Source organism: Cupriavidus oxalaticus, assembly GCF_004768545.1.
In the GTDB taxonomy this organism is placed as follows: Bacteria; Pseudomonadota; Gammaproteobacteria; order Burkholderiales; family Burkholderiaceae; genus Cupriavidus; species Cupriavidus oxalaticus_A.
Window position 1 is genome coordinate 1,520,667 of record NZ_CP038634.1, and the last position, 17,952, is coordinate 1,538,618.

12 protein-coding genes, 2 tRNA genes, 1 rRNA gene and 1 pseudogene are annotated in these 17,952 nt (G+C 66.6%); 12 read left to right on the forward strand and 4 right to left on the reverse strand.

Annotated elements, in window-relative coordinates:
• Nucleotides 1-150 precede the first annotated feature (150 nt).
• A complete protein-coding gene (locus E0W60_RS06730; RefSeq protein WP_135703436.1) occupies nt 151-2,931 on the forward strand; it encodes a hypothetical protein in 2,781 nt (926 codons plus the stop codon).
• Between the two features lie 22 nt (nt 2,932-2,953).
• On the opposite strand, the gene E0W60_RS06735 is transcribed toward E0W60_RS06730, so the two are convergent.
• Nucleotides 2,954-3,709, reverse strand: coding sequence for an IclR family transcriptional regulator (locus E0W60_RS06735; protein ID WP_135703437.1), 756 nt, complete (start codon nt 3,707-3,709; stop codon nt 2,954-2,956).
• Nucleotides 3,710-3,928: 219 nt separating this feature from the next.
• Between E0W60_RS06735 and E0W60_RS06740 the strand changes: the two genes are divergently transcribed.
• The 8 genes from E0W60_RS06740 to E0W60_RS06775 all read left to right on the forward strand — a co-directional run bounded on the left by E0W60_RS06740 (nt 3,929) and on the right by E0W60_RS06775 (nt 12,909).
• Nucleotides 3,929-4,969 carry an LLM class flavin-dependent oxidoreductase gene (locus E0W60_RS06740; RefSeq protein ID WP_135703438.1) on the forward strand — a complete coding sequence of 347 codons (1,041 nt, stop codon included), beginning with the start codon at nt 3,929-3,931 and terminating at the stop codon, nt 4,967-4,969.
• Nucleotides 4,970-5,192: 223 nt separating this feature from the next.
• Nucleotides 5,193-7,205, forward strand: a complete 2,013-nt coding sequence (locus tag E0W60_RS06745) for a sigma-54-dependent Fis family transcriptional regulator (protein WP_133097058.1) — start codon at nt 5,193-5,195, stop codon at nt 7,203-7,205.
• A 184-nt stretch (nt 7,206-7,389) separates the two neighbouring features.
• Nucleotides 7,390-8,463, forward strand: a complete 1,074-nt coding sequence (locus tag E0W60_RS06750; protein ID WP_135703439.1) for an ATP-NAD kinase family protein — start codon at nt 7,390-7,392, stop codon at nt 8,461-8,463.
• Nucleotides 8,464-8,496: 33 nt separating this feature from the next.
• The gene (locus E0W60_RS06755; RefSeq protein ID WP_133097056.1) at nt 8,497-9,498 is read left to right on the forward strand and encodes a thiamine pyrophosphate-dependent dehydrogenase E1 component subunit alpha; all 1,002 of its coding nucleotides are present in this window, start codon (nt 8,497-8,499) and stop codon (nt 9,496-9,498) included.
• Between the two features lie 47 nt (nt 9,499-9,545).
• Nucleotides 9,546-10,562 carry an alpha-ketoacid dehydrogenase subunit beta gene (locus E0W60_RS06760; protein WP_135703440.1) on the forward strand — a complete coding sequence of 339 codons (1,017 nt, stop codon included), beginning with the start codon at nt 9,546-9,548 and terminating at the stop codon, nt 10,560-10,562.
• Complete coding sequence (locus E0W60_RS06765) at nt 10,562-11,677, forward strand: acetoin dehydrogenase dihydrolipoyllysine-residue acetyltransferase subunit (RefSeq protein ID WP_135703441.1); 1,116 nt, start codon at nt 10,562-10,564, stop codon at nt 11,675-11,677. The genes E0W60_RS06760 and E0W60_RS06765 overlap by 1 nt, the downstream gene beginning before the upstream one ends.
• A 75-nt stretch (nt 11,678-11,752) precedes the next feature.
• Nucleotides 11,753-12,094: a carboxymuconolactone decarboxylase family protein gene (locus E0W60_RS06770; protein ID WP_133097053.1), complete on the forward strand. Its 342-nt coding sequence runs from the start codon at nt 11,753-11,755 to the stop codon at nt 12,092-12,094.
• Nucleotides 12,095-12,147: 53 nt separating this feature from the next.
• A complete protein-coding gene (locus E0W60_RS06775) occupies nt 12,148-12,909 on the forward strand; it encodes a lipoyl protein ligase domain-containing protein (RefSeq protein WP_133097052.1) in 762 nt (253 codons plus the stop codon).
• On the opposite strand, the pseudogene E0W60_RS06780 reads toward E0W60_RS06775, so the two are convergent.
• The 3 genes and pseudogenes from E0W60_RS06780 to E0W60_RS06790 form a co-directional block, all read right to left on the reverse strand.
• Nucleotides 12,906-13,912 (reverse strand): annotated as a pseudogene (locus E0W60_RS06780) (DUF3047 domain-containing protein). The gene E0W60_RS06775 and the pseudogene E0W60_RS06780 sit on opposite strands and share 4 nt — an antisense overlap.
• Nucleotides 13,833-14,654: a hypothetical protein gene (locus E0W60_RS06785; RefSeq protein ID WP_135703442.1), complete on the reverse strand. Its 822-nt coding sequence runs from the start codon at nt 14,652-14,654 to the stop codon at nt 13,833-13,835. The pseudogene E0W60_RS06780 and the gene E0W60_RS06785 overlap by 80 nt, the downstream one beginning before the upstream one ends.
• Before the next feature lie 394 nt (nt 14,655-15,048).
• Nucleotides 15,049-15,438 carry an OsmC family protein gene (locus tag E0W60_RS06790; RefSeq protein ID WP_135703443.1) on the reverse strand — a complete coding sequence of 130 codons (390 nt, stop codon included), beginning with the start codon at nt 15,436-15,438 and terminating at the stop codon, nt 15,049-15,051.
• A gap of 565 nt (nt 15,439-16,003) precedes the next feature.
• On the opposite strand from E0W60_RS06790, the gene E0W60_RS06795 reads away from it, so the two are divergent.
• The 3 genes from E0W60_RS06795 to E0W60_RS06805 all read left to right on the forward strand — a co-directional run bounded on the left by E0W60_RS06795 (nt 16,004) and on the right by E0W60_RS06805 (nt 17,761).
• Nucleotides 16,004-17,535 (forward strand): 16S ribosomal RNA (locus E0W60_RS06795).
• Between the two features lie 62 nt (nt 17,536-17,597).
• A tRNA-Ile gene (locus E0W60_RS06800) sits at nt 17,598-17,674 on the forward strand.
• A gap of 11 nt (nt 17,675-17,685) precedes the next feature.
• Nucleotides 17,686-17,761, forward strand: a tRNA-Ala gene (locus E0W60_RS06805).
• The last annotated feature ends 191 nt before the right edge of the window (nt 17,762-17,952 follow it).

The following is a 17,952-nucleotide window of genomic DNA, read 5'->3' on the forward strand; positions in this document are numbered from 1 at the left end:
AGACAACGTCTCTGATACAGAGAAATGCTAGGCCGCGCCCAGACGCGCAACAATCAGGGTTAACGCTCAATCTCCGCCGGTGGCTGGGCGAATATCGACCATGCGCCGTTGCCTATACTTGGCGCAGAGCGACTGCTACGGGAGGCGCCCATGGCTGCGGAAGACCACGGTTTCGGCGACGAAGCGGCCCGCATCGCGCATCGGCGCCGCCAGCTCGGCATCGCGCTGCGCACGCAGGAGCGCCAGCGCAACTGGGCGCTGGCGCTGTCCGGCGGCGGCATCCGCAGCGCCACGTTCTGCCTGGGCGTGGTGCAGGCGATGGCCGGCACCGACATGCCGGCGCGCACGCTTGCCACCGCCGCGAACACCGAGGCTCCTCCGACGCCCGCGGCGAACACCGCCGCCGCGGCGCAGGCCGTGCCCGGGATGGCCTCGCTGCTGGCCCAGTTCGACTACTTGTCCACCGTCAGCGGCGGCGGCTACCTCGGGGCCTTCTTCGTCAGCCTGTTCGTGCCGGGCCGCCTGCGCCGCGGCACCGGCCCGGTCCAGGCCGCGGCCGACGCTTACCACACGCTGCAATGCGAGCCGCCCGGGCGCATCCACACCTCGGTCTCCTATGCCGCCGATCCCGGCCGCGGCGCGCTCGCGTGGCTGCGCGAGAACGGTCGCTACCTGTCGCCCACGGGCGCGGGCGACAACCTCTATGCCGCCGCCCTGGTGGTGCGCAACTGGCTGGCCATGCACTACGTGATCGGCAGCGCGCTGCTGGCGTTGCTGGCCCTGCTCGCGCTGCTGCTGCATGGCGCCGCGGGAGCGTGGTACGGGTTCGGGCGCTATGAGATGGACCTGCTGCACGATGCGCGGCAGGCCTTCAACCAGGGCGAGTGCGCGATCTGGTGGAGCCCCTGGCTGTGGCTGCCGCTGGTTACGGTGGTGATCGGCGCGGTGCCGCCCGGCCTGGCATACTGGCTGGTCTACGCGCGCGCCAACGATCCGCAGGCGCCGGCGCGCTTTCTCAGCCCAGCACCGCTGGTGGCGACGCTGCTCGGCCTGCTGTTGCTGGCGGCCGCGCACTGGTCGGAATGGCTCGGTGCCAACCACGTTCCGGCGCAGCTCTTTGCCGCGCTGGGTGTGCTGACGTGGCTGGGCGTGCTGAGCTGCCTGGTGATGCTGCAGGGCGAGCCGCGCACCGTGTCCGGCTATCGCGTACGCGCCACGCGTGCGCTGCGCACTGCGGTCACGCTGACGCTGTGGCTGGCGGCATTGGGCGTGGCCGATACGGTCGCGCGAACCGCCTACCTGTATGCCCATGCCGCTCATCATCCGTGGGGCGCGGCGCTGCCCGCGGGCGTGCTTGGCGTGCTGGTCTGGCTGGTGCGCTACGGCGCGCGCTGGCTCGACGCAGGCCGCAAGGGCAGCGCCGACACCGCCTGGCGCGCACTGTGGGCGCGCTTGCCGGTCTCGTTGCTGGCCGGCGCGGCCGCGGCGGTGCTGGCGCTGCTGCTGTTCGTGCTGTGGTCGTGGCTGGTGCTGTGGGTGCGCTGGGATGGCCGCGAGCCGGTCGACTGGCTGGTGTACGGCACGGCCTACACCGGGCCGGCGCTGGCAATGCTGACTGTCGTGGCGCTGGTGCTGGCGCTGGTCGCCGGCCGCTTTACCGGGTTCCTCAACCTGTCCACGCTGCAGCCCTTCTATGCGGCGCGCCTCACGCGCGCCTACCTTGGCGCGTCCAACGGCGAGCGCTTTGCCGCGCCCGATCCCGATCCGGTGGCGGACCGCCGCCGGCGCGCGCGCTTCAGCGTGGCGGAGCCCGTGCCCGGCGACCAGCTCGGCCTCAACGCCTATTACGATCCGCGCGTGCTGGCGCCGCTGCACCTGATCAACGTGACGCTGAACCTGACCGTCGATCCGGCCGAGCAACTGGTCCAGCGCGACCGCAAAGGCAAGCCGTTGTGCCTGGCGCCCGGCGCCAGCGTGGCCCAGCCGGGCGCCGCGGCCACCATCGCGCCGGATGCCTATGCGCGCTTCACCATCGACGGCCGGCAGTGCTGCCCGGATGCGTCATGGCCCGCATCGGGCAAGCTGTCGCAATCGCTCACGGTGGGCGACTGGATCGCCATCTCGGGGGCGGTGGTGTCAACGGGACTGGGCCGGGCCACCACGCTCGGGACCTCGCTGCTGCTGGGCCTGGCCAACCTGCGGCTGGGCACGTGGTGGCCCTCGTACCCGGCCAGGTATGCGCGCCAGGGCGGAGCCGAGGGCGAGCGGTGGCGCCATCCCGAACGCGCCACGCATCCGTGGCTGGCCGCCGGCATGTTCCGCACGCAGTACTACCTCGGGTGCGAGCTGAGCGCCCGCTTCCATGGCACGCGGCGCGGCTGGCAATACCTGTCGGACGGCGGCCATTTCGACAACACCGGTGTCTACGAGCTGCTGCGTCCGGGTCGGGACGTCGCGCTGATCGTGCTGTGCGATTGTGGCGGCGATCCGGACTATCGCTTCGGCGACCTCGCCAACCTGATCCGGCTCGCGCGCATCGACCATGGCCTGGAGATCGTGGTCGATACCGAGGCCGCCACGCATCCCGTGCTGAGCCGCGTCTTCGGCGTGCCGGACGATTTCATGCCTGGTGTGACGGGCAGCGACCCTGCCGCCGACAAATGCGCGGTGCTGCTCAACGTGTACCGCACCGATCCGGCGTGCGCGGCGCCGCGCGCGCAGGTCTGCCGCATCGTGCTGCTCAAGCCGCGGCTGGTGTCATGGGCGCCGGCCGACGTGCGGCACTATGGCGCCACGCACCCGGCCTTCCCGCAGGAAAGCACCAGCGACCAGTTCTTCGATGAAGCCCAATGGGAAAGCTATCGGGCGCTGGGCCATGCGATCGGCAAGCGGGTGCTGGGCGGCGAAGTGGGAAAGGCGCTGCTTGCGTGATCGAGCCGACTGAACGTTGGCGTCAGCGCACGAAGCCGATCACGTCTTCCAGCCGGCCGCTGGCGTCGCGCAAGGCCTCCAGCAGGCGCGGCACGGCGGCCTCGTCCAGGCGCTGCTGCGGCCCGGCAATCGCCACCGAGCCCACCACCGCGCTGCGGTCGCGCGACCACAGCGGCAGTGCCAGCCCGGCCACGCTGGCCGCGGCTTCCTCGCGCGTATGGGCCCAGCCGCGTTCGCGCACCTCGGCAAGCTGCTGCTCGATGCGCTCGCGGTCCAGCGTGGTGTGAGGGCCCACGCGCGCCATGCCCTGGCGGTAGACTTCGTCGCGGAAGGCATCTTCCTGGAAGGCGAGCATCGCCTTGGCATGCGCCCCCGCGTACAGCGCAAAGCGCTCGCCCAGCTCGATCGAGAAACGCAGTTGGTGCTGGCTCTGCACCAGCCCCACGCACAGGCCTTCATGGCCGTCGAGCCACGACAGGAATACGGTCTCGCCGCTTTGCGCTGCCAGCTTTTCCAGAACCGGGCGCACGATCTCGTCCGGCGAGAAGCTCTTGCGCACCACCTGTCCCAGCTCGAACAGCCGCAGCCCCAGCGAATACTTGCCGGTCGCCGCGTCCTGTACCAGGAAGCCGTTGGCGGCAAAGGTCGCCAGCACGCGGTGCACCACGGCGTAATGCACGCCGCTGTGCTTGGCCAGTTCGCGCACGCCCCAGGTGGGCTGGCGCACGGTGAAGTGCGTCAGCAGGGCCAGCGCGCCGTCCAGTGTCTTGAGAGTCATCGATCGTTCCTTCGCATCGGGCTGAATGGTAAGGGCAAGCGGCGCGAGGCTCAATCCTTGCCGTCGGGCGCTGGTCCGGCGGATACCCACATACCCACGCCGCCCGCAGGGCCGCAAATCCGTCGCCAGCACGTTCCGCGCAGGCTCACTAACATAGCGAACCATCCGCATAGCATCGGGCGGCGCACGTGTGGCGTACGCCGCCCGCCAGACCACAACATGAATCGCGACTCTCTCCCCGCCGGCAACGGCATCGCTTACTCGGTGCTCGACCTGGCTCCCATCCCGCAGGGCAGCGACGCCGGCCAGGCCATGCGCAACTCGCTCGACCTGGCGCGCCATGCCGAGCAACTGGGCTACCACCGCTACTGGCTGGCCGAGCACCACAACATGCCCGGCATCGCCAGCGCCGCCACCGCGGTGCTGATCGGCTATGTCGCCAACGGCACGCAGACCATCCGCGTGGGCTCCGGTGGCGTGATGCTGCCCAACCATTCGCCGCTGGTGATCGCCGAGCAGTTCGGCACGCTGGCCTCGCTGTACCCGGGCCGCATCGACCTGGGACTGGGCCGCGCGCCCGGCACGGACCAGGCCACCGCGCGCGCGTTGCGCCGCCATCTGACCAGCGATAGCGCCGATACCTTCCCGCAGGACGTGGAAGAGCTTCAGGCGTATTTCGATGACGTGCGCCCTGGCCAGCGCCTGCGCGCCGTTCCCGGTGCCGGCCTGAAGGTGCCGATCTGGCTGCTGGGCTCGAGCCTGTTCAGCGCGCAGCTGGCCGCGGCCATGGGCCTGCCGTTCGCGTTTGCCTCGCACTTCGCGCCGGGCTTCATGCGCCAGGCGCTCGACCTCTACCGTCGCACCTTCCGGCCCTCTGAAGCGCTGGATCGCCCGTACGTGATGCTCGGCTTCAACGTCTTTGCCGCGGACAGCGCCGATGAGGCGCGCCGCCTGTTCAGCTCGCTGCAGCAGCAGTTCCTGGCACTGGTGCGCGGCACGCCGGGGCAACTGCGCCCGCCGGTGGACGACATCGAGTCGCTGTGGACCGAGAGCGAGGCCGACCATATCCGCCGCTCGCTGGCGTGCTCGGTGGTGGGCGATCCGGACTCGGTGCGCGCCGGCATGCAGCGCTTTGTCGACGACCTGCAGCCGGACGAGCTAATGCTGACCGGCCAGATCTACGACCACCAGGCGCGCCTGCGCTCCTTCGAGATCGCCGCCGGCGCGGCGCGCAGCCTCAAGGCCAACGCCGCACTTTGAGCCATCCGGTATGGCGCACGCCGCACTTGCGGCGTGCGCTGGCCGACGTCTCCTGATTCCTGCCTGCCATTCTGGTTTGCATCCCGCCGACGCGCTCGGATACATTAGAAGGCCGAGACCAGACAGAGGCGTGGCCACCCAGGCACGCGCCCGCACAGTCCGCCCGATCCGCCCCCCTCAGCAGGCTCCCGGGGCCGACGGCAGCGACGACCAGGAGACAGCGATGGACCTGCGGCAACGCGAGCACATCGAGACGGTGGTCCAGGCCACCACATACCTAGCCCCGCCCGCCGTGCTGGCGGACCGGATCGCGCACGACGCCATCATCCAGAACTCATGGCGGCGCTGCGTGCACCAGTACGGGCTCGATCCCTCGCGCATGCAGGAAGCGCGCATCCTGCCGCAGCCGCGGCTGCGCGAACACCAGGAACGCATCGACGATTTCGCGCGCATCGCGCGCCACGGCCTGCAGAGCCTGTACGGGCAAGTGGCCGCACTGGGCTACGTGGTGCTGCTGACCGATGCGCAAGGCGTGACGGTCGACTATATCGGCGATGCGCGCACCGATGCCGCACTGCGGCACGCCGGCCTCTACCTCGGCGCGGAATGGAGCGAGAGCGGCGCCGGCACCTGCGCGGTGGGAACGGCGCTGGTCACCGGCCAGGCACTGACGGTGCACCAGGCCGACCATTTCGATGCAACCCATATCCCGCTGACCTGCACCGCCGCGCCGCTGTTCGACACGCACGGCAACCTGCACGCCATCCTCGACATCTCCGCGCTGACCTCGCCGCACGCCAAGGACAGCCAGGGGCTGGCGTTGCAGCTGGTACGCATCTATGCCGCGCATATCGAGAACGCCAACTTCCTGCGCGCGCACCGGCGCGACTGGATCCTGAAGCTGAACGTGGCGCCGGAGTTCGTCGACGTCAATCCCGAATACCTGCTGGCGCTGGACGAGGTCGGCCGCATCGTCGGCCACAACCACCGCGCCCGGCTGATGCTGGAGGGCGAGCTGGGCGGCGCGGCCGGCGCCACCGTGCTCGGCCAGCGGTTCGAGACGCTGTTCGGCGCCCGGCTGGAAGACCTGGGCAACTATGTCTACTCCCGGCCCAGCGAGCAGCGGCTGGTGGCGCTGAACCGCAGCGGCGGGCTGCTATACCTGAGCGTGATGCCACCCGCGCTGCGCTGGCAGGCTCCCGCGAAGGAAGCGCCGGTGGTTATGCCCGAGGCGCTGGCCGCGCTGACCGGCGGTGACGCTGCGCTGCAGCAGCAATTGCAGCGCGCCGCGCGGCTGGTCGATTCGCCGATCAACCTGCTGATCCACGGCGAGACCGGCAGCGGCAAGGAATTCTTCGCCAAGGCCCTGCACCAGGCCAGCGCCCGCCGCGGCGGCCCGTTCATCGCGGTGAACTGCGCGGCGATCCCGGAAACGCTGATCGAGAGCGAGCTGTTCGGCCACCTGCCCAACAGCTTCTCCGGCGCCGGCCCGCGCGGCAAGCGCGGGCTGATCCAGGAAGCGGACGGCGGCACGCTGTTCCTGGACGAGATCGGCGACATGCCGCGCGAGCTCCAGTCGCGGCTGCTGCGCGTGCTGGCCGAAGGCGAGGTGCTGCCGGTCGGCGCCGCGCGGCCGGTGCCGGTGCGGCTGCGCGTCATTTCGGCGACGCACCACAGCCTGGAGCAACTGGTCGCCGAGGGACGCTTCCGCGAAGACCTCTTCTACCGCCTGAACGGCGCCCGTTTCGAACTGCCGCCGCTGCGCGCACGCCACGACCTCGACTGGCTGATGGCCAAGCTGCTGCAGGAAGGCGCCGCCGCACCCGTAACGCTGTCGCCGGCGGCACGCGAGCGGCTGCATCGCCATAGCTGGCCGGGCAACCTGCGCGAGCTGCGCAATGTGCTGGAATACGCGCGCGCCGTCTGCACCGGCGGCTATATCGATGAGCACGACCTGCCCGACGGCCTCGGGATCGCGGCCATCGCCGCTGCGCCGGCACAAGCTGCGCAGGTTGCCGGCGACAGCGCCGCCGCGCCATTCGACCCGCACCAGCTGCCGCCGGAAGGCATGCTGCTGATGCAGTACCTGCGCGCTTCCGGCTGGAACCTGAGCGCGGTCGCGCGCCAGATCGGCATCAGCCGCATGACGCTGTACCGGCGCATGGAGCGTTATGGCATCCAGTCGCCTAACCGGCGCGACGGGGCCGACGATGAAGGCGGCAAGCCCATTCACTGAGCGGTCGCGCGATACGGTTGTCCACCCGCTGTACACCTGTGCTGTGACACCTGTCACAGCGCACCGCCCCGTCTTGCCTTTTCGCCGCGGGTAATCCCTCGGTTTTTGCGCGTTTCTCGCCCTGCGCGCGCTGGCACAGCCATTGCAATTTGCCTGTCACCACAACGACAACAGGAGACAGGCAATGGGGCACGCAGCCGGCGCCGGCACGCCACTGGTCGGCATCATCGCCAACCCGATTTCCGCGCGCGATATCCGCCGCGTGATCGCCAACGCCAACAGCCTGCAACTGGCCGATCGCGTCAATATCGTGCTGCGCCTGCTGTCCGCGCTGGCGGCATGCGGCGTGGGCCGCGTGCTGATGATGCCGGACCGCGAAGGACTGCGCGTCATGCTGGCGCGGCACCTGGCGCGCCGGCAGGGACCCGACTCCGGCCTGCCTGCCGTCGAATACCTCGACATGCCCGTGACCGCGCGCGTCGACGACACGCTGCACGCCGCGCGCTGCATGGCCGATGCCGGCGTGGCCGCCATCATCGTGCTCGGCGGCGACGGCACCCACCGCGCGGTGGTGCGCGAATGCGGCGGGGTTCCCATCGCCGGCCTGTCGACCGGCACCAACAACGCCTACCCCGAGATGCGCGAGCCGACCATCATCGGCCTCGCCACCGGGCTCTACGCCACCGGGCGCGTTTCCGACAAGCACGCGCTGGCCTCCAACAAGCGGCTCGACATCGTCATCCGCGACGGCGATGGCGGCTTTCGCCGCGACATCGCGCTGGTGGATGCGGTGATCTCGCACGAACACTTCATCGGCGCGCGCGCCTTGTGGAAGACCGACACGCTCGCAGCGGTCTATGTGTCGTTCGCCGATCCGCAGGCCATCGGCCTGTCGGCCATTGCCGGACTGCTCGAACCGCTGGGCCGGCGCGAGCCCGGCGGCCTGGCGATCGAGCTGGCCGCGCCGGGCGAGGGCGAATTCGACCTGCGCGCGCCGATCGCGCCGGGACTGTTGTGCACGGTGCCGGTCGCCGGCTGGCAGCGTCTCGAACACGGCCGCCCGCACCGCGTGCGCCAGCGCAGCGGCATTGTCGCGCTCGACGGCGAACGCGAGCTGGCCTTCGGCCCTGACGACGAAGTCACCGTGACCCTGCATGAACACGCTTTTCGCAGCATCGACGTGGCGGGCTGCATGCGCTATGCCGCGCAGCATCGGCTGATGCGCAGCAGCAACCCGTTGCTTTCCTGCCTTTCCTGAAGTGCAAACCTTGATAGAACGAAGGAGACAGACATGACAGCCAGAGCTTCACAAGCTTCCGCCTTGCTGCCGCTCGACAAGGAGACCCTGCTGACGGTGTACCGGAAGATGCGCACCATCCGCGATTTCGAGGAACGCCTGCACGTGGACTTCGCGCGTGGCGACATCCCGGGCTTCGTCCACCTGTACGCAGGCGAGGAGGCCGCGGGCGTCGGCATCCTGCACCACCTGCACGATGGCGACCGCATTGCCAGCACGCACCGCGGCCACGGCCACTGCATTGCCAAGGGTGTGGATCCGGTGGCGATGATGATGGAGATCTATGGCAAGAAGGGCGGTTCATGCAACGGCAAGGGCGGCTCGATGCATATCGCCGACCTGTCCAAGGGCATGATGGGCGCCAACGGCATCCTGGGCGCGGGTGCGCCGCTGGTCTGCGGCGCCGCGCTGGCGGCCAAGTTCCGCGGCAAGGGCGAGGTCGGCATCACCTTCTGCGGCGACGGCGCTTCCAACCAGGGCACCTTCCTGGAAAGCCTGAACCTGGCCGCGGTGTGGAACCTGCCGGTGATCTTCGTGATCGAGAACAACGGCTATGCCGAGTCGACCTCGCGTGACTATGGCACCGCGGTGGACAGCTACGTCGACCGCGCCGCCGGCTTCGGCATCCCCGGCGTGACTGTCGACGGCACCGACTTCTTCGCCGTGCACGAGGCCGCGGGCGAAGTGATCCGCCGCGCGCGCGAAGGCGGCGGCCCGTCGCTGCTCGAATGCAAGATGGTGCGCTTCTACGGCCATTTCGAGGGCGATGCGCAGACCTATCGCGCCGCCGGCGAACTCGACGATATCCGCGCCAACAAGGACTGCCTGAAGCTGTTCGCCCGCACCGTGACGCAGGCCGGCGTGGTCGCGCGCGAGGAACTCGACACCATCGACCGCGAAGTCGCCGCGCTGATCGAGCACGCCGTGCAGGAAGCCAAGGCCGCGCCGCTGCCCGGCCCGGAAGACCTGCTCACCGACGTCTACGTCAGCTACTGATCGCCTCTCGCCAACCAGACGGCTAACCGAACTATCAGGAGACAAACATGGCTCGCAAACTGAGCATCAAGCTGGCGATCAACGAGGCGATCGACCAGGAAATGACCCGCGACCCCAGCGTCATCATGCTGGGCGAAGACATCGTCGGCGGCGCCGGCGCGGATGGCGAGAAGGACGCCTGGGGCGGCGTGCTGGGCGTGACCAAGGGACTCTATGCCAAGCATGGCGACCGGCTGCTGGATACGCCGTTGTCGGAGTCGGCCTATGTGGGCGCGGCCATCGGCGCCGCGGCCTGTGGCATGCGCCCGATCGCCGAGCTGATGTTCATCGACTTCATGGGCGTGTGCTTCGACCAGATCTTCAACCAGGCGGCCAAGTTCCGCTACATGTTCGGTGGCAAGGCCGAAACCCCGGTGGTGATCCGCGCCATGGTCGGCGCGGGCTTTCGTGCCGCCGCGCAGCACAGCCAGATGCTGACGCCACTGTTCACGCATATCCCCGGGCTCAAGGTGGTATGCCCGTCAACGCCGTATGACACCAAGGGCCTGCTGATCCAGGCGATCCGCGACAACGACCCGGTGATCTTCTGCGAGCACAAGAACCTGTACGGGCTGGAAGGCGAGGTGCCGGAGGGCGCGTACGCGATCCCGTTTGGCGAGGCCAATATCGTGCGCGACGGCAAGGACGTGTCGATCGTCACCTACGGGCTGATGGTGCACCGCGCGCTGGAGGCGGCGGCCACGCTGGCGAAGGAAGGCATCGAAGCGGAAGTGATCGACCTGCGCACGCTGTCGCCGCTGGACATGGACACGGTGCTGGAATCGGTCGAGAACACCGGCCGCCTGGTGGTGGTGGATGAAGCCAGCCCGCGCTGCAATATCGCCACCGATATCTCCGCGCAGGTCGCGCAGCAGGCCTTCGGCGCGCTCAAGGCCGGCATCGAGATGGTGTGCCCGCCGCATACGCCGGTGCCGTTCTCGCCGACGCTGGAAGACCTGTATATCCCCGGCGCCGCGCAGATCGCTGCTGCCGCGCGCAAGACGGTGAAGGGAGGCAAGCAGTGATGGCAAGCGCAGCAATTACCCCGATCGTGATGCCCAAGTGGGGCCTGTCGATGAAGGAAGGCACGGTCAATGCCTGGCTGGTCGACGAGGGCGCCGAGATCAGCGTGGGCATGCCGATCCTCGATGTGGAAACCGACAAGATCGCCAATGCGGTGGAGGCGCCGGACGCCGGCACGCTGCGCCGCAAGGTGGCGCAGGCCGGCGACGTGCTGCCGGTCAAGGCGCTGCTTGGCGTGCTGGCCCCGGCGGAGGTGAGCGATGCGGATATCGACGCGTATGTATCGGCTTATGAAGCGCCCGCGGACGACGGCGACGAGGAAGACGCTGCCGCCGCGTACCAGTTCGCCGACGTGGACGGCGTCCGCGTCCGCTACGCCCGCAAGGGCAGCGGCGCCGAGACCGTGCTCTTCATCCACGGCTTTGGCGGTGACCTGGACAACTGGCTGTTCAACCTCGATCCCCTTGCCGACGCGTACACGGTCGTGGCACTGGACCTTCCCGGCCATGGACAGTCGTCGCCGCGGCTCGCGGGCACGACGCTGGCGCAGATGGCCGGCTTTGTAGCGCGCTTCATGGACGAGACCGGGATCGACGCGGCGCACCTGGTCGGCCATTCGATGGGCGGCGGCGTGGCGGCGCAGCTCGCCGTGGACTCGCCGCAGCGGGTGTTGTCGATGGCACTGGTGTCGCCGGTGGGCTTTGGCGAAGCGGTCAACAGCGGCTATACCGAGGGCTTCGTCAATGCGCAGTCGCGGCGAGAGCTGAAGCCGGTGATCGAACTGCTGTTCGCGGATGCCGGGCTGGTCAGCCGGCAGATGCTCGACGACCTGCTGCGCTACAAGCGGCTGGATGGCGTGACCGAAGCGCTGACGTCCCTGGGCCAGGACCTGTTCGCCGGCGGCAGGCAGAAGGAGCAGCCCGGCCAGCGGCTGGCCGGCAGCGGCAAGCGCGTGCTGGTGGTGTGGGGCGGCCAGGACCGCATCATCCCGGCGGAACATGCCGAGGCGGCGCCGCCCGGCGCTACCGTCAAGGTCTTTGCCGACGCCGGCCATATGAGCCAGATGGAGAAGGCCAACGACTTCAACGCGCTGCTCAGGCAGCACCTCGGCGGCTGATGCCGCGGCGCGGGCGGCGGCGTGCGCTGCCGCCCGCCTTTGTCCTCCATCCACCGAATCAGGACGACAGCTTTTATGAGCACTGAACTGAAGACCCGCCTCGCCCAGATTAACAAGCAGTTCGCCGCGCTCGCGCAGGCCCAGCCCGCGGCCATGAGCGCATTCCAGGGCCTGATGAAGGCCGCCACGCAGGAAGGCAGCCTGCCGGCCGCGGTCAAGGAACTGGTCGCGGTCGCGCTGGCTGTGCAGAAGGGCTGCGACGACTGCGTGCTGTTCCACACGGCACAGGCGTTGCGCCACGGCGCCACGCGCGATCAACTGGCCGAAGTACTGGCGCTCAATATCGAGATGGGCGGCGGCCCGGGCGCGATGTATGCGTCGAAGGCGCTGGCCTATTTCGATGCGCTCAACGGTTAGCCTTGCTAGACTCGGCCTATCGTTACCCGACCGGCCAAGACCGCTGCCGCGCCATGCCTTTTGAGTTCGTCGAGCCCGCGCCTGCCGGCCAGCCGCATGCGGATCCGCTGCAGGACGAACTGGCCTTGCTCGAGTTCGCCGCGCAGGGCCGGCAGGTCGCGCAACTGTGGGAAGCGCCACTGTCGCTGGTGGTGCCGCGTACCTATCAGCGGCATGCCGGCTTCGAGGCGGCGCGCGCCGAGTTCGCCCGGCAAGGCTGTCCGGTGTTCCTGCGCATGTCGGGCGGGGGACTGGTGCCGCAAGGCCCGGGCATCCTCAACCTGAGCCTGGCCTATAGCGTCGGCCAGCCGCCGGGTGCGCTCAGCGATGGGGTCTACCTGCACCTGTGCGATGTCATCGGCAAGGGGCTGCTGGCGCTGTGCGTGCCGACCCATTGGCAGGCGGTGGCCGGCTCGTTCTGCGACGGCCGCTTCAATCTCGCGTGGGGACCGCCGGAGGCGGCCCGCAAGATCGCCGGCACCGCGCAGTACTGGCGGCGCGCGCCGGCGGCCATGCAGTCGCCGGATGGGCAACGGCACCTGGTCCTGGCGCATGCGGTGCTGCTGGTAAGTGCCGACCCGGCGCAGATCAACGCGCGCGCCAATGCCTTCGAGGCAGCGATCGACAGCGGGCGCCACTATGATCCGCGCAAGGTGGTCAGCGTGCGCGAGGCGCTGCAGGCGCAGGGGCGCGCCGCCGCCGACGGGGCCGAACTGATGGCGCAGGTATCGCAGGTACTGAGGCACAGTGCCGCGCAGACGCCCCCGCCGGCCTAGTTGGCAGGCAGGAAGCGGATGTCGCCATACCAGGCGCGGGCGGCACTGTGGGTGTTGTCGGTATCGGTGATGATGCCGTACGCCTTGAGCGGGCCCGGTTGCTCATGGAACACCCGTTCGTAGTCCTGCACGACGTTACGGCGCAGGCTTTGCCATTTACCGGCATCGCCTTGCGCGCCAGAGACGACGATCATCTGCACGCGGCCGGTATGCGGGTTGGGGATGACGCTGCCCGGCTAAGTTCTTCACCGGCGAGACTCTTGGCGATCTGCATCGCCGCGCGGTCACCTAGCGAGAGCTTGCTCGTGTCGCCCTCGAAGAAGAACACCAGCCGGGCCGGCGCATCCTCATGGGCGCCGTCGCTATTGTCCGCACCGGGAATCGGGCCTTGCGCCTTCCAGCGCCACGCCACCACGGGCGTGCGTGAGAGATTCACATCGCCCGCGTGCAGCAGCGCCGAGGCTGAGTGTTCGGCGTCGGCCTGCAGCACCGTGGCGCGGCCGTCGGCCACCAGCTGATAGCTGGTTTGCGCCTTGCCGTTGGCCACCGGTAAATTCTTCCAGCCATCTGGCAGCGCTGCTCCCGGCTTGAGCGCGGACACCGATAGTCCGGGCTGTTCGTCCGCGGCCTGAACGGCAAGCTGCGGCAGCAGCAGCGCGGCACACAAGGCGAGGCGCAGGGCAGGCGTGGCACTCATGGTCGATCCGGGAGGGAATATGGCCACGGGGCGTGACGCAAGGCTCGTGCCCATCACCATGCGCATCACGCACCGGCCGCACAAAAAAATTGCGGCCCACGTGGGGCCGCCAATCGGGAATGCGAGGAGGTCAGTTTCCTCAAGAAGCGTTATCGACGCCAGACGGCGTCGCAAGACCCCACTTCGGTGGGGCGTATGCATCACAGTTTGCGAGGCGGGCAATCGTTCAGGCGATAAGGCAGGAGCCATGCGGATCCGGTTCTGCCGCTGCCTTGATCCTGCGGACATTGGCTTCCAGTTCGGCATGGGCGGTGTCAAGCCATCCCACGCGATGGCGCACGGGATCCTTCGGCGACAGGTCGCTGACGGACAGCTCGCGCAGGAAATAGCGCACCATGCTGCCGGCTCGTGCGGGTACCGGCATCATGCCCAGCAACTGGTCGCGCGCAATCAGCCGCCGGCTGACGGCATGCCGGAGCCCGGCCCAGGCGGTGCGGCCCAGCGCGATATAGAAAGCGTCGGTGCGTATCTGCCGGACGGTGCCGAGAAACTGGTTTTCGAAGACTTCGCGAAGCATGGGCGCCGCCATCAGATCTTCGAAGGGGCCGTCGAAGGCGAGCCCGCGCCGGGTAGTGGCATGCGGCAGCAAGGCCAGCGGCTGCAGCCGCTCGAAGCCTTCGTTCCACAGCGCCGCGGCATGTGGCAGGCGGACCAGCTCGGGTACGCGGAAGTGGTCGAGCATGCGGATCAGGTTTGGCCGAATCAGCTTGCCGCCCAGTTCCACCCGACGCTTGTTCTCGCGCTGGATCACGCGGCCCGGCGCATGGCTGCGCAGCAGCTCCTCGGTCACGGACGCTGCCAGCCGCACATGGGCATGGCCCGGGGTGGTGCTGACGAGCACCAGCTGCGCCTGCGTGTTCAGGTATTCGCACGGCACGTAGTGCATGGCGTACGTACCGTCTTGCCCAACCAGGACGGGTCTGGCGATGACGCCGGTGGCGCCCCCAAGCCGTACCTGAGAGCAATACGCTTCAATAAAGTTGGTCAAGGACTCCCCCGCTCGCGACGCTTCTGGATGCGCTTTTTTCTTGTTCTGCTTTTCGATCATGGTAAGCCGGCGCTGCATCGCAGACAAAGTGCGCGGTGCCGGATTAGCCTGAATACGACGCAACCTTCGTTGGACAGCCAACATACTGCCGGCGGCGTCCCCCGATCGGGTGGGCGTAGCGGCATTAGCCGCACAGTAGCCCGGGGCCGGCGTCAGGACGATGACATTCCGATGCATGCGAGCGCGTCAGCGGCTCTGGATTGAGGGTACGAGCGGGAAGAAAAAACCGGACACGAAGCGTGTCCGGTAACCCATTTGCTGACTCAGGTCGTGTCAGAACCCGAGGTCACAAATGATAACGATTATCATTTTCTGCGGCAACAGGAGCCGGTTCTCAGCCGATCGATGTCTCGATAGCGATCTGTCCGGACAGCGTCTTGTGTACCGGGCAACGGTTGGCGACCCGCAGGAGGTCATCCAGGATCTGGGGCGTCAGTTCACCACTGACCTTGACCTCGCGCTTCAGCGAATAGGTGCCGTTGGATTCTTCATGGACGATCGACACGTCGATCCTGGCGATGGCGTAGCCCTTGCGCTTGGCATAGAGCTGCAGCGTCAGGGTAGTGCAAGCGGCCAGCGCGGAGTCGAGCAAGTCGTGGGGGCTGGGGTAGCTGGTATCGCCGCCCGCCGAGGCATCCAGGTCGGCCTGCCATTTGGCGGTACCGTTGCTCAGGTGGCAGATGGTGTTGCCCTGGCTCGGCTGCCAGGTCGCTTGGATAGTCATCGATCGTCCCCATCTAATAAGAGAAGGCGGCCCGGCGGGCCGGAGCAGTCATTCTATACAGGGCGTTGCAGGCTGTTCAAAGCGGTGGCAGCTGCACTTTTGCTGCGGTTTCGGAGTTTTCCGAAAAAGTGCTTGCCAACCCTGGCACGCTCACTTAATATTCGCCCCCTCGCAACACAACGCGGCGCTGCAAGGCAGACGCAGCAAGGGTTGCGGGGTCGACCGCAAGGTTGGCGCAGCGAAGTTGGCAGCGCTGGCCGCAGCAAAAAAAGATTGCTGCAACGGTTGACGAAACGAAGAAAGCTCTGCATAATCTCGTTTCTCTGCTGCAGACAACGCAGCGCGCTGAACGGCAAAGCCGGGAAGCGAAGTTCTTTAACAAACAAACAACCGATAAGTGTGGGCGCTGGGTAGCGGGCGCCGCTGTCTTCGGACAGTGTTGCTTCACAAGTTATACAGTGCTCGCACAGCAAAACGTGACTGGGTCTTCGGATCTGGTCAGTCAGTTTTCTGAGAGTGAGCGACCGCTCGAAAGAGCGAGGGTCTTCGGACCCACACAGAGATTGAACTGAAGAGTTTGATCCTGGCTCAGATTGAACGCTGGCGGCATGCCTTACACATGCAAGTCGAACGGCAGCACGGGCTTCGGCCTGGTGGCGAGTGGCGAACGGGTGAGTAATACATCGGAACGTGCCCTGTAGTGGGGGATAACTAGTCGAAAGATTAGCTAATACCGCATACGACCTGAGGGTGAAAGCGGGGGACCGTAAGGCCTCGCGCTATAGGAGCGGCCGATGTCTGATTAGCTAGTTGGTGGGGTAAGAGCCTACCAAGGCGACGATCAGTAGCTGGTCTGAGAGGACGATCAGCCACACTGGGACTGAGACACGGCCCAGACTCCTACGGGAGGCAGCAGTGGGGAATTTTGGACAATGGGGGCAACCCTGATCCAGCAATGCCGCGTGTGTGAAGAAGGCCTTCGGGTTGTAAAGCACTTTTGTCCGGAAAGAAATCGCGCTGGTTAATACCTGGCGTGGATGACGGTACCGGAAGAATAAGCACCGGCTAACTACGTGCCAGCAGCCGCGGTAATACGTAGGGTGCGAGCGTTAATCGGAATTACTGGGCGTAAAGCGTGCGCAGGCGGTTTGATAAGACAGGCGTGAAATCCCCGAGCTTAACTTGGGAATGGCGCTTGTGACTGTCAGGCTAGAGTATGTCAGAGGGGGGTAGAATTCCACGTGTAGCAGTGAAATGCGTAGAGATGTGGAGGAATACCGATGGCGAAGGCAGCCCCCTGGGACGTCACTGACGCTCATGCACGAAAGCGTGGGGAGCAAACAGGATTAGATACCCTGGTAGTCCACGCCCTAAACGATGTCAACTAGTTGTTGGGGATTCATTTCTTCAGTAACGTAGCTAACGCGTGAAGTTGACCGCCTGGGGAGTACGGTCGCAAGATTAAAACTCAAAGGAATTGACGGGGACCCGCACAAGCGGTGGATGATGTGGATTAATTCGATGCAACGCGAAAAACCTTACCTACCCTTGACATGCCACTAACGAAGCAGAGATGCCTTAGGTGCCCGAAAGGGAAAGTGGACACAGGTGCTGCATGGCTGTCGTCAGCTCGTGTCGTGAGATGTTGGGTTAAGTCCCGCAACGAGCGCAACCCTTGTCTCTAGTTGCTACGCAAGAGCACTCTAGAGAGACTGCCGGTGACAAACCGGAGGAAGGTGGGGATGACGTCAAGTCCTCATGGCCCTTATGGGTAGGGCTTCACACGTCATACAATGGTGCGTACAGAGGGTTGCCAACCCGCGAGGGGGAGCTAATCCCAGAAAACGCATCGTAGTCCGGATCGTAGTCTGCAACTCGACTACGTGAAGCTGGAATCGCTAGTAATCGCGGATCAGCATGCCGCGGTGAATACGTTCCCGGGTCTTGTACACACCGCCCGTCACACCATGGGAGTGGGTTTTGCCAGAAGTAGTTAGCCTAACCGCAAGGAGGGCGATTACCACGGCAGGGTTCATGACTGGGGTGAAGTCGTAACAAGGTAGCCGTATCGGAAGGTGCGGCTGGATCACCTCCTTTCCAGAGGCTTGTGTCTCAAGCCTAGCGTTCACACTTATCGGTTTGTTTGCTGTTACAGCCAAGGGTCTGTAGCTCAGGTGGTTAGAGCACCGTCTTGATAAGGCGGGGGTCGTAGGTTCAAGTCCTACCAGACCCACCAAGTTATCCGAGGGGGGATTAGCTCAGCTGGGAGAGCACCTGCTTTGCAAGCAGGGGGTCGTCGGTTCGATCCCGTCATCCTCCACCACTGCCTGGTAACTTTGGTTGGCCGCCAAATGCAAGCGCTTAAGAATTGAGCGTTTGCATTTGGCATTGCCAAGCGATCGCAAGATCGGCTGTTCTTTAACAATATGGGATGTAGTAAAGGTGTCGCGCGAGCGTTGATGAGACGCTGCAGTAGCAAACGCGATACCGGGTTGTGATTGTATCAACCAAAAT

Coding starts and splice junctions, on each gene's coding strand:
- E0W60_RS06730 (WP_135703436.1), top strand. CDS start 151: ATGGCTGCGGAAGACCACGGTTTCGGCGACGAAGCGGCCCGCATCGCG.
- E0W60_RS06735 (WP_135703437.1), bottom strand. CDS start 3,709: ATGACTCTCAAGACACTGGACGGCGCGCTGGCCCTGCTGACGCACTTC.
- E0W60_RS06740 (WP_135703438.1), top strand. CDS start 3,929: ATGAATCGCGACTCTCTCCCCGCCGGCAACGGCATCGCTTACTCGGTG.
- E0W60_RS06745 (WP_133097058.1), top strand. CDS start 5,193: ATGGACCTGCGGCAACGCGAGCACATCGAGACGGTGGTCCAGGCCACC.
- E0W60_RS06750 (WP_135703439.1), top strand. CDS start 7,390: ATGGGGCACGCAGCCGGCGCCGGCACGCCACTGGTCGGCATCATCGCC.
- E0W60_RS06755 (WP_133097056.1), top strand. CDS start 8,497: ATGACAGCCAGAGCTTCACAAGCTTCCGCCTTGCTGCCGCTCGACAAG.
- E0W60_RS06760 (WP_135703440.1), top strand. CDS start 9,546: ATGGCTCGCAAACTGAGCATCAAGCTGGCGATCAACGAGGCGATCGAC.
- E0W60_RS06765 (WP_135703441.1), top strand. CDS start 10,562: ATGGCAAGCGCAGCAATTACCCCGATCGTGATGCCCAAGTGGGGCCTG.
- E0W60_RS06770 (WP_133097053.1), top strand. CDS start 11,753: ATGAGCACTGAACTGAAGACCCGCCTCGCCCAGATTAACAAGCAGTTC.
- E0W60_RS06775 (WP_133097052.1), top strand. CDS start 12,148: ATGCCTTTTGAGTTCGTCGAGCCCGCGCCTGCCGGCCAGCCGCATGCG.
- E0W60_RS06790 (WP_135703443.1), bottom strand. CDS start 15,438: ATGACTATCCAAGCGACCTGGCAGCCGAGCCAGGGCAACACCATCTGC.